This is a genomic window from Desulfocicer niacini, assembly GCF_054657595.1.
The window spans coordinates 1-11,337 of sequence record NZ_BAAHYK010000040.1; the positions used below are offsets into that span (position 1 = coordinate 1).

General features: G+C 49.3%; 8 protein-coding genes. 3 read left to right on the forward strand and 5 right to left on the reverse strand.

The genetic code is table 11. The annotated features are described in order from the left end of the window. Positions 1-107: 107 nt before the first annotated feature. The 5 genes from ACYQ2M_RS18775 to hcp form a co-directional block, all read right to left on the reverse strand. A complete protein-coding gene (locus ACYQ2M_RS18775) occupies positions 108-1,697 on the reverse strand; it encodes a multiheme c-type cytochrome (RefSeq protein ID WP_459917914.1) in 1,590 nt (529 codons plus the stop codon). 181 nt (positions 1,698-1,878) lie between these two features. Next, positions 1,879-3,063, reverse strand: a complete 1,185-nt coding sequence (nrfD, locus tag ACYQ2M_RS18780; protein WP_459917915.1) for an NrfD/PsrC family molybdoenzyme membrane anchor subunit — start codon at positions 3,061-3,063, stop codon at positions 1,879-1,881. After that, positions 3,064-3,894 (reverse strand): 4Fe-4S dicluster domain-containing protein, encoded by an 831-nt coding sequence (locus ACYQ2M_RS18785; protein WP_459917916.1) that lies wholly within the window; start codon positions 3,892-3,894, stop codon positions 3,064-3,066. Continuing rightward, positions 3,891-4,424 carry a hypothetical protein gene (locus ACYQ2M_RS18790; RefSeq protein WP_459917917.1) on the reverse strand — a complete coding sequence of 178 codons (534 nt, stop codon included), beginning with the start codon at positions 4,422-4,424 and terminating at the stop codon, positions 3,891-3,893. The genes ACYQ2M_RS18785 and ACYQ2M_RS18790 overlap by 4 nt, the downstream gene beginning before the upstream one ends. A 137-nt stretch (positions 4,425-4,561) precedes the next feature. Continuing rightward, complete coding sequence (hcp, locus tag ACYQ2M_RS18795) at positions 4,562-6,205, reverse strand: hydroxylamine reductase (RefSeq protein WP_459917918.1); 1,644 nt, start codon at positions 6,203-6,205, stop codon at positions 4,562-4,564. Positions 6,206-6,855: 650 nt separating this feature from the next. Between hcp and ACYQ2M_RS18800 the strand changes: the two genes are divergently transcribed. The 3 genes from ACYQ2M_RS18800 to ACYQ2M_RS18810 all read left to right on the forward strand — a co-directional run bounded on the left by ACYQ2M_RS18800 (position 6,856) and on the right by ACYQ2M_RS18810 (position 11,324). Then, the gene (locus ACYQ2M_RS18800) at positions 6,856-7,686 is read left to right on the forward strand and encodes an undecaprenyl-diphosphate phosphatase (RefSeq protein ID WP_459917919.1); all 831 of its coding nucleotides are present in this window, start codon (positions 6,856-6,858) and stop codon (positions 7,684-7,686) included. Positions 7,687-7,749: 63 nt separating this feature from the next. Then, positions 7,750-9,099, forward strand: a complete 1,350-nt coding sequence (locus ACYQ2M_RS18805) for a phosphomannomutase/phosphoglucomutase (protein ID WP_459917920.1) — start codon at positions 7,750-7,752, stop codon at positions 9,097-9,099. Positions 9,100-9,464: 365 nt separating this feature from the next. After that, positions 9,465-11,324 carry an ATP-dependent helicase gene (locus ACYQ2M_RS18810; RefSeq protein ID WP_459917921.1) on the forward strand — a complete coding sequence of 620 codons (1,860 nt, stop codon included), beginning with the start codon at positions 9,465-9,467 and terminating at the stop codon, positions 11,322-11,324. The last annotated feature ends 13 nt before the right edge of the window (positions 11,325-11,337 follow it).

Here is an 11,337-nt window from a genome sequence, read left to right on the forward strand (position 1 = left end):
CCCGCGTTTACGACCCAATATTCGTTGTGTCCGTCAGGACATGGCCGTTATAAAAAAATCCCATGGGCCATGCAAGTAGCACAACCCATGGGAAAATTATGAAAAGGTTACTGGTTATATCTCAGTTTTCGCTCTTCTTCGATGAGCTTCATGGTTTCAGCACTGCCGCCGGTTCTGATCCAGAGGTGCTCAGGTTTGGCAAGCAATGTCTGGATATGCTCCTTATACTTGTCTCCAAGACCGGCATGGTCGGCCAGTTCCTGAATTTCGGGAAGGAATTCGTGGTAAAAATTGCGTGACACCTCATAGAGTCCGTGCCAGTGGGTGTAATCCGGTGCAAACATGGCCGCTGCCATGCGGGCTCTTCTGCCTTCATGGTGCCAGATTTCAAACCAGGTGTATCCGATCTTGTGCTGGAATCCACTGTTTTCCCAGATGCCGTCCTTTTTCATCATGGCCACCAGTTCAGCCCCGGGTTTGGCAAATTTATCATTATAAAGAGTGACAAGGTCGTCCAGCTGACTGTAAAAATCCCTTACCTGGTTGACCCCGTGGCAGGATTTACAAACCTCCTGCATGCTGGTGCGGCGCTCTTTCCATGATACAACGCTCTTGATGGTTTTTTCCTCAAGGACTTTTTTGAGTTTATCACCCTCCCGGACATAGGATTTTGTCTGGGTTTTTTGACCCGGACGGGGGGCAATATCTCCGGGAATATCCGTTACGGTATCGTCGGTGAAGGTCACCCGGTTGAGCTTGGAGGAAACCACAGCCCTTAGATTCCACGAAAGGCGATCCCCAACGTTGTGGCTGTTTTTGGCAACTGCGCCGTTTAGCTTGACAAAGGATCCCATGTGGCAAGTGGAACAGGTGGGAGCAGTATAATAGTCATCGCCCAGCACCCAGGCACCGTCCTTTAAAATGTTCATGCCGTCAGGACCTGAGCCCTTGGGGGCGGTGAAATAGGCAATGCCGTGCTTGGATTCTTCGTAGATTTCTTTCTGGGGATGGTCCGGTCCCAGATGACATTTACCGCAGTTCTCCGGCTGTCTGGCCCGGCTGGCACTGAAGGAGTGCTTGGAGTGGCAGGCGTTGCATGCACCCTTGGTGCCGTCAGGGTTAATGCGTCCGATGCCGGAGTTGGGCCAGGTGTTATGATCCATCTGGGGGGCATCGGTTTTGGAGCGAAGCAGCTTGCCGTCGGCATCCCGTTTGGGGGCCACAATGGATCCATGGCACTGCCAGCAACCGCTGACCATGTTGCCGGGATTGTTGGGCATGCCACCCACCACCTCTGCCAGCATGTTGTCAAGGGATGCCATGATTTCACCGGCGGTGGCGTGGTGGGAGATGGCCATCTCCCTTGCTTCGGGCTCATGGCATTTGGCACAGTCGTTGGGGGAAAGGATGGCCTTTATAAATGCACCTTCGTGCTGGTAACCCAGTTCATCTCCCTTGTCGGCGGCGTGGCAGTTGTAGCACCCAATCTGTCCCTCTTTGGCTGCTGCATGGGCAGAGGCTTCCCATTGCAGTACCAGAGATTTGTTCTCTTTTAAATGGCAGGTGATACATTTTTTGTTCATCTCCTGTACTTTGGGATTTTTTACATCAAAAGATTCCTGGGTCAGTGCCAGTGCAGATCCGGCACAGAAAAATCCCAGCAGCGTCATCACGGTGAAACCCCTCAATAAGGTCATCTCATCTCCTCCCTTTTTTAAAGATTTAGATTTTGTTACTCGCTGCTCCGATTTTAAGCCTGCTGTGGGGAAAACCGGGGACAAAAAAATGGATCAGCGAGTATTACAATGCTTCCCGTCTGTCATGGATATCATGCCGGACAGGTATGATTTATCTTGGTTGAATCCTCCAGTGATAGTTTTAATCCAGCCTGGGATTTTCAATCCAGAAAGGAAAAATTTTACCCAGGATAAAAAGTATGACAAAGGGGATGATCATCACCACAATTACCGTTAAAATGCCTTCTTTATCAATCCATGGTGGATGAAACACCGTGTATCCCCTGGCACTCTTGGACATGAGCTGTCCTCCGATGACAACGTTCCATCTCATGATGAACACCTGAAGGAGCAAAATGGCGGAGACTCCGGCTGCCAGAAGGTTGTACCTGGGCTGCGGCAGTCTGATAAAAGCCATTAACCCAAGTATAACAAGGGGAATGCCAGAGCAGATTTTTACCTGCCACAGCCAGAAGGAGGCGGCAAGGGGACCATTTAACAATCCTTCCACCATGTGGTGATACCCCGATTTGAGATAGGAGTGGGAAAATACCTCCAGCATTTCAAAGGAAAATGCCAGTATGAAAAAACCTGTGAGGGTTTTAATGCAGGTGATGATGCATGGGCCGTCAATGGAGCTTCCGGTGAGTTTTCGTATGACAATGTATGCAAGGACAATGGCGGAAATACCCGATACGCAGGCGGAAAAAAGAAAAATCACCGGCATCAGTGGGGTGGACCAGGTGGGATTTGCTTTGACTCCGCCAAAGATGAACCCCACATACCCGTGTAGTACAGCTGCCACCGGGATGCCAAGTCCCACCAGTATTTTAATGATCCGGTCATCAAGAGCCATGGCCCGGGGAGAAAGATCATCGCAGTCAAAGGTCAGAACCCGGTAAATAAGTTTTATCATGCCCCGGGAGCGCTGTTTGAGTATTACCAGATCTGCCCGGTAAACGAAGATCACAATGAACCCCAATACCCCCATGGACACGGCATAAATATAACCGAATCCGGCCATGGCCGAGCTGGGGTTGGGGGTTAGGAGCATGTTAAAATTGCGTTCCGGTCGACCCAGATGCAGCAGCAGGGGGATGGTGGCGCAGCACAGAAAGGCAAGGGCAAAGAGAAGTGAAAATCGGGCCACGGGTTTCAGGCTTTTGATGTCAAAAAGATAGTAGAGCGCTGCAATGATAAAGGCTCCGTCCACAAGCCCGGTAATATAGGGGTAAAGAACAATCATCATGCTCCAGTGCACATGGAGATCATTGGGCAGAACAAAATTGGACAGCAGCATGGCTGCTCCTTCATGGAATCCACTCATTTAAATCACCTCCAGTCGTGCGCCAAGGTAGTAAAGCGCAGGCCAGGTCCCCATGGATTCCTTTAATACGGTGAGCACCCCGGGACCCTTGAGAATTTTATAAACTTCAGATGTTTCATCCCTTAGGCTGCCGAATTTTCTGGCCCCGGTGGGACACACCTCCACACAGGCGGGTAAAAGCCCCTTTCTCACCCGGTGATAACACCAGGTACATTTTTCTGCGGTGTGGGTGATGGGGTTAAGGAACCGGGAGGAGTATGGACAGGCCTGAATGCAGTAACCACAGCCCACACACCGGTCACTGTCCATGAGCACAAATCCGTCCGGGCTGGTGAAGGTGGCCCCCACCGGACATACCTGGGTGCAGGGGGTTTCCTTGCACATGTTGCAAAGCTTTGGCACAAAAAAAGTATCCCGGACCTGGACCTCGATGTCCGTTCTCGGGGTCTGATAGCCATCAAGCCCTCCGTTGGGGCAGTCCACATACACCTGATCGTTAAAGTCTTTTATATAGCGTTCCACCCAGGTTCGGTAGTAGCCATCGGGTACGTTGTATTCTCTTTTGTCCGCCACACAGCAGGAGCCGCAGCCTATGCACCGGGTGATGTCCACGATAAAGGCGAATTTACGTTCATGGATGTCGTATGTTTCGCCCCGGATACCGGGAATCTGTTCGGGGATGTCGGGGATTGTTTCTGGTTGCAGCACGTCAAGGGCATTCCCGCCCCCCATGGGATAGATCAGAAGCAATGATCCTGTTATACTGCCCGTGAGTACCTTTTTGATGAAGGTCCTGCGATCCAGTTTGGGCGGTGCCTGTTCAATTTTCATGATTCCGCCTCCATTAATCCTGTTATCTGTTTTGCCCGGTTGATATATTTAAGGGGGGCATGTACATGGTGGCACTGGTTGCAGGTGTGGGTGACTTTCACCTTTTGGGATGCAAGATGTTCCGGCATGGCCACTGTTTTGATTACCGCCTGGGACCGGGCCTTGATTTCGGTGTTGTGACAGCGAAGGCACAGGGTGGTGATTTCAGTATTTTTTTTCACCGGCAGGGTGCCGATTTTTTTACCGTTATTGATATGATCGGCATAGGTGCCGTGGCAGAATTCGCAGGAGATGGTTTTGTGTCGCCCCTTGAGATGAATGGCCGCTTCATAGGGGTGGCATTTGAGGCAGGAAGTGTTGGTACCATGGCGGATGGGCCGCAGAACCTCTTCATCGATGGCATCGGCCCGATAATGGCCGTATTTTCCAAAGGAATCGGGGATAAGCTGGGCTTTTACCACAAAGGCGATACCCGTTGCCACAATAATGGTGGCCATCACCACAATCAGTCGGAACTCATAGTTGGACATCTTCGTTTTTCCCTCCCCGGTATCTAAGCGTCTTTGCCTCGCCAAACCACCAATGGGCGGGTGTGATCCAGGCTTTTAAGTCCCGGGCACCCCGCCCGGTGGCGTGGATTAACTGTTTTTGGGGAAATAAGGGGAATTTATTTTCCCAGCATCATGGCTGCAATGTCTTCGTCTGCATCCCCAATGGCCTTGATGTCAAAATTTTCCACCAGTACATTGAGAACGGTGGGGGAAACAAAGGCGGGAAGTGTTGGCCCAAGGCGAATGCCCTTGACGCCGAGAAAAAGCAGGGCCAGAAGTACGGCCACGGCCTTCTGCTCGTACCAGCCGATGTCAAAGGAGATGGGCAGTTCGTTGATATCTTCAAGACCGAACACCTCCTTAAGTTTCAGGGCAATGACGGCCAGGGAGTAAGAGTCGTTGCACTGCCCGGCATCCAGTACTCTGGGAATACCACCGATGTCCCCCAGATTGAGTTTGTTGTAACGGTATTTGGCGCATCCAGCGGTGAGAATGATGGTGTCTTTGGGCAGTTTTTCCGCCACTTCCGTAAAATAGGCCCGTCCCTTCTGGCGACCGTCGCAACCGGCCATGACAATGAAACGCTTGATGGCGCCGGATTTAACGGCCTCCACGACCTTGTCGGCCAAGGCCAGTACCTGGTTGTGGGCAAATCCGCCCACGATGGTCCCCGTTTCTATTTCTGTGGGGGCGGCACATTTTTTAGCGACCTCAATGACCGCTGAAAAATCCTTGGTCTTGCCGTCTGCACGATCTGCCACATGGGTCAAACCGGGGTAACCCACCACACCGGTGGTGAAAATACGATCCTGGTAGGTGTTTTTCTTTTTGATGGGGATAATGCAGTTGGTGGTCATGAGGATGGCACCGTTAAAGGTTTCAAAATCCTCGTTCTGTTTCCACCAGGAGCTGCCGTAGTTGCCCTTGAGATGATCATATTTCTTAAAAGCTGGATAATAGTTGGCCGGCAGCATTTCCCCATGGGTGTATACATCCACCCCAGTTCCTTCAGTTTGTTTGAGCAGTTCTTCCATATCTTTTAAATCATGCCCGCTGATGAGAATGCCGGGGTTTTTGCCCACGCCGATGTTGACTTCGGAAATCTCCGGGTTGCCATAGGCGGTGGTGTTGGCTTCGTCCAGGGTCGCCATGGTGGTAACAGAACATTCCCCGGCCTTCATCACCAGGGCCACCATTTCATCCACGGAAAGATCCTTTGTGGTGGAAGCCAGTGCACTGAGGATAAAATCATAGATTTCATCCTTTTCCACACCCAGCACGGCGGCATGGTCGGCATAGGCGGCAATGCCTTTAATGCCAATGATCAAAAGCTCCCGCAGGGATCTGACATCTTCATTTTCCGTGGCCAGAACACCCACGGTTTTGGCCTTCGCCTGGTAATCTGCGACATTGTCACAGAACCAGGTGGCGGATTCATGCAGGGATTTTCGAGTGGCATCATCAAGCTTTGCAGAGAGTTCTTTTTTGCATGCCTGGGCCTGGTCCACCCATGACACAAGGCTGTCATCGTCAAAGTTGGCATTGGTGATGGTGGTGAAGAGTGCCTTCGACACAAAAAGACCTACTTCCCTGCCCACTTTCTGGCCACTGGCCTTGAGTGCTTCCGCAATGACGGCAATCCCTTTGAGATTAAAGATCAGCAGATCCTGAAAATTAGCGGTAGCATCTTCCTTGCCACACATGCCTTTAACGGTACATCCGGTATTCTTTGCAGTTTCCTGACATTGAAAACAAAACATGGTATGCCTCCTTTTGATGGATTATTGTGACGGGGATTTTTATCTTTCATTTTGTTTTACCAGAAAAGAATCAGAGGTCTTCTTCAGTTCTGGTCATGTCCGACTATGTTCTTGATTCCGGAACCAGAATAAACCGGTAATGGAAAAAAAGACTTGATCTGGATCAATTTAAATTTTTTTTTCACAACTCCCATGGATATTCCGGGCTTGCGAGCGGGAGTATCCCTTTAGAGGGGCCCCAGGGCGGGTCTATTTCAACTATGGCGCCTGGACGATGTGATGAGCAGGCTTGATATTTTACTTTGCATTTGAGGGTCTGAAAGAATCGTCGATCGTGTGATTAAATCGGATGGTATGTTATTTTGTATATATAGATCATTTACCCACAAATGGCAAGTATATTTGGTATAATGAATGTAATGCATCTTCATCCCAGGAGCATTAAGCGATGCCTGGGAATGACAAGCGATGATCCATAATTCGTTTGTGGGAATGGGAAAGCATACCTGTATGCTTTTCCTTGATTTTTTTTACGTATAATTATAGAAATAATGGGGTTGGTCATGACCTTCGCCCCTCTTTTTTTTGCCCATGCGGGATGAGGAAGATGATTTTTACAACAAAATAAAAAATGTGAACCAGGAAAAACAATGGAAATCTATCAGGGAATTATTCTTGGCATTCTGCAGGGGCTCACCGAGTTTCTTCCGGTGAGCAGCTCCGGGCATCTGGCATTGGGCCAGTCATTTTTCGGCATTACCGAACCGACACTGTTTTTTGATGTCAGCCTTCACATGGGAACATTGCTGGCCGTTATCGTGGTGTTTTTTAAGGATATCAAGGGGATGATTCTGGCTCTGGTTGCGTTGTTCAAACAGCTGTTTTCCGGCCAGGATACTGGCTCGATGATAAAAAACAATGAAGAGATTCGATTTGCACTTTTCATCATTGTTGGTTCTATTCCCACGGCATTTATGGGGCTTGGGTTAAAGCCATATGTTGATACGCTTTTTTCTTCGATTTCCTTTGTGGGATGTATGTTGCTGATAACCGGTACCTTTTTATGGATGACCCGCACCGTCTCCAGTCCGGGTGATGGTATCATGGGATTTGGTGTCAAACGGGCACTTCTGGTGGGTCTGTGCCAGGGGATGGCGGTCATACCAGGTATTTCCCGATCAGGTGCCACCATCTCTGCAGCGCTTTTTTCCGGTATTGATCGGGAAACAGCCGCCCGGTTTTCCTTTTTACTCTCCATACCGGCCATTGTGGGTGCTATGATTCTGAGCCTTAAAGATTTCATTGAATATGGCTCTGCCATTAATATCACCGCCACACTGTGCGGCACCCTTATCGCCTTTGCGGTGGGGTATGGCGCGCTGGTATTTCTGCTGCGCATTGTAAAAAAAGGGCGACTGCATCTGTTTGCGCCCTATTGCTGGAGCCTTGGTACCCTGGCCATCATCATCGGAGTATTCTGAAAGAAGCCATAGCGGTGAATGAAAAAGTAAAGATCAAAAAATTTAAATGCGTAAGGAGGGCAGATGAACCCGGGAATTTTCAGGGAGTATGATATAAGAGGCGTTGCTGGTAAAGACTTCAACGATGAAGATGTCGTTCAAATCGGAAGGGCCTATGGAACCCTTCTGAATCAGCAAGGCAATAAAAAAGTAACCGTGGGCAGGGATTGCCGGGTCACCAGCGATGACTACTGCCGGTTGTTCATAAAAGGTATTCTTTCCACGGGATGTGACGTCATTGACATTGGTGTCTGCCCCACGCCGGTGCTTTATTTTTCCATCCATCATTGTAAAACCCAGGGGGGGGCAATGATCACTGCCAGCCATAATCCCCCGGAGTATAATGGTTTTAAGTTGATGAGTGGGTTTGATTCCATCCACAGCCAGGGGCTTCAGGATATTCGAATTATTATTGACACCGGAAAATTTGTGGAAGGCCAGGGAACCCTTGAGGAAATGGATGTACTGACCCCCTACAAAGCTTATCTACAGGACAATGTTTCCATTGATAAAAAAGTACGCATCGGCATTGATGCGGGTAACGGCACCGGCGGGGTGACGGCCCTTCCTGTGTTAAAGGCCCTGGGGTGCGAGGTGCACGAACTTTATTGTGACATGGACGGCACCTTTCCCAACCATGAAGCAGATCCCACGGTGAAGAAAAATATGCTGGAGCTCATTGATCTGGTCAAAGATAAAAAACTGGATCTGGGCGTGGGATATGATGGTGATGCAGACCGCATCGGCGTGGTGGATGAGAACGGTGAGATCATATACGGCGATCAGCTTATGGTGATTTTTGCCCGGGAAATTCTCTCCCGTAAACCCGGTGCCACCTTTATTTCTGAAGTGAAGTGCTCCATGACCATGTACAATGACATAGAAAAAAATGGTGGGCGGGCCATCATGTGGCGTACGGGCCATTCCTTGATCAAGAAAAAAATGAAAGAAGAAAATGCAGCCCTGGCAGGGGAGATGAGCGGGCATATATTTTTCAGTGACCGGTTCCTGGGGTTTGATGATGCCCTTTATGCCACCCTGCGGCTTCTGGAGATCCTGGTGAACTCTGGTAAAACGGTTTCCCAGCTCATTTCTGATCTGCCCAAAACCTTCACCACTCCGGAAATCCGCGTGGAGTGCGCCGATGCCATCAAGTTTGATGTGGTTAAACGCATCACCGATCTGTTTAAAAAAGACCATGAGGTCATTGATATTGACGGTATGCGGGCGCTTTTTGAGGGGGGCTGGGGCCTTGTGCGGGCCTCCAATACCCAGCCTGCCCTGGTGCTTCGATTTGAAGCAGATGCCCAGGAACGTCTGGATGAAATCCGAAACAAAGTGGAAACCGAACTTAAAAAAATCATTGCAGCGTAAAAGCTATCTGCCGTAAAGGAAAAAGAGGTGTTCAGAATCCGGTAAACACTTTCTAATATAATGATCAACGAATAATGGGTCGTAGACGCGGAGTCAAATGGCATTATGCCGCCCCTCCCCCGACGGACAATGGTCCCGGACCGGAACTGTAGACAGCTCGATTGTCCGGTTCCTATTGCCCATCGGGGGAGGGGCTCTGCTGAGGTAGACTTGAAAGCGACCTTTTCATATAACCCACATGGCAGTAAACACCTGCCACAACGAAAGTTGAAACTCTCATCATTGCAGCACCTTGGACGAGTTTCATATAAAAAAAATATAAAGCAGTGCCTGGCTGTCCAGGCACTGTTTTTAAATTGGAGCCCATGGAATTATCACAACAGCAACAAAATGCGGTTAATCATTCCGGTTCGCCGGCCCTGGTGGTGGCCGGTGCCGGGTCCGGCAAGACCCGAACCCTTACAGCCAAAATCCTTCACCTGATAGAGACAGGGGTGAATCCCGCCGGAATCCTTGCCATCACCTTCACCAACAAAGCCGCGGAGGAGATGAAAAATCGGCTGTACAAGCTGACAGGCATGGGATATTCAAAATTTCCCTGGGTTCGAACTTACCACTCAGCCTGTCTGTTGATTTTTAAAAAACATTGCCATCTTCTGGGCTATGGGGAACCCATACAGATCTGTTCGGTGTACCAGCAGAAGAAACTGGTCACCGAGGCCCTGGTGGAAAGCAATTTTGATAAAAAACACGCATCAAACTTTATTTCCGCCATTTCCCGGGCCAAAAACAGCGGGAAGCCGGAACGTTATTTTGATGAAAAACCCCGGGTGGCGGGTATCCGTCTGGTGGATATCTTTGAAAAATATGAAAAAAAACTCTTTGATGCCAACAGTGTTGATTTTGATAATATTCTAGTAAAAACCCGGGATATTTTAAGAGATTACCCCGATGTCCAGGCGTATTATCGACAATTGTTCACCCACATTCTGGTGGATGAGTACCAGGACACCAACAATCTTCAGGATGAATTGACACGGCTGTTTCTGGGCAGCCACGGTAATCTTTTCTGTGTGGGGGATGACTGGCAGGCGGTGTACGGGTTCCGGGGCAGTAATGTGAATCATTTCCTGGATTTTCCCAAACGTTATGACAATGCGGTGATTTTCCGGCTGGAAGAGAATTACCGTTCCGCCAATGAGATTGTCCAGGTGGCCAACGGACTCATTGACTTCAACGCCAACAAGATGGAAAAAAAATGTTTTTCAAAAAAACGGGGGGGCACGGTGGAGATTCATGATTTTTTCACCGATGCGGAGGAGGCCCAATGGGTAACGGCCCGGGCAAAAGCCCTCAATGCCCATGGGGATGGCATTCCCTTTGAAAAGATGGCCGTGGTGTACAGAACAAAGTTTTGTTCCCTTGCCTTTGAAAAAACATTTCGGATGTTCAGAATTCCCTATCGTCTCATGGGTTCCCAGGGTTTTTTTGAGCGTATGGAAATCCTGGACATTAATTCTTATCTCAGTGCGGCATTTTTTCCCAATGATGATGTCTCGTTTGATAGAATTATCAATACCCCCAAAAGGGGCATCGGGCCTGCCATGGTCAAAAAGATCGGCACTCTGAAAGAAAAGGGCATGGGGCTCCAGGCCTGCGCCCGCACCATGGTCACAGAACGCGTCTTGACCCCCAAGGTTCATAAACAGCTTTCCGAACTTCTGGAACTTCTGGACGATATCCGGGAATTAACCCCGGATGCCGCCATTGACCGGGTGATTGAACAAACCGGTTATTATGAGTATCTGAAAAAGAAAGTTAAAACAGAAGCTGAATTTATATCCAAAAAAGAAAATCTGGAACAGCTGCGCTACACGGCCCGGGAAAAAGCCGATCTGCTGGAATATCTTGAAGAGGCAGCCCTCATCCGGGAGGATACCAATGATGAGGATGAACCGGAAAAAGGTGTGGCCCTATTGACTATTCATTCTGCCAAAGGTTTGGAATTTGATACGGTGTTTGTGGTGGGGTGTGAGGAAAAACTATTTCCCCACTGGCGCTCTGTTGATTCAGGACCTGCGGCGGTGCAGGAGGAGCGACGTCTCATGTATGTGGCCATGACCCGGGCGGAACGGTTTTTATATCTGACCCATGCCAGCTATAGAAAAGGGCAGTATGCCAATAAAAGCCGGTTCATTGATCAGATTGAAGAATGTCTTTCTTGATTTTATATATGGT

What these genes read in the sequence shown, in the direction of transcription:
- ACYQ2M_RS18785 (WP_459917916.1), bottom strand. Translation starts at nt 3,894, where the DNA reads ATGAAAATTGAACAGGCACCGCCCAAACTGGATCGCAGGACCTTCATC.
- hcp (WP_459917918.1), bottom strand. Translation starts at nt 6,205, where the DNA reads ATGTTTTGTTTTCAATGTCAGGAAACTGCAAAGAATACCGGATGTACC.
- ACYQ2M_RS18775 (WP_459917914.1), bottom strand. Translation starts at nt 1,697, where the DNA reads ATGACCTTATTGAGGGGTTTCACCGTGATGACGCTGCTGGGATTTTTC.
- nrfD (WP_459917915.1), bottom strand. Translation starts at nt 3,063, where the DNA reads ATGAGTGGATTCCATGAAGGAGCAGCCATGCTGCTGTCCAATTTTGTT.
- ACYQ2M_RS18790 (WP_459917917.1), bottom strand. Translation starts at nt 4,424, where the DNA reads ATGTCCAACTATGAGTTCCGACTGATTGTGGTGATGGCCACCATTATT.
- ACYQ2M_RS18800 (WP_459917919.1), top strand. Translation starts at nt 6,856, where the DNA reads ATGGAAATCTATCAGGGAATTATTCTTGGCATTCTGCAGGGGCTCACC.
- ACYQ2M_RS18810 (WP_459917921.1), top strand. Translation starts at nt 9,465, where the DNA reads ATGGAATTATCACAACAGCAACAAAATGCGGTTAATCATTCCGGTTCG.
- ACYQ2M_RS18805 (WP_459917920.1), top strand. Translation starts at nt 7,750, where the DNA reads ATGAACCCGGGAATTTTCAGGGAGTATGATATAAGAGGCGTTGCTGGT.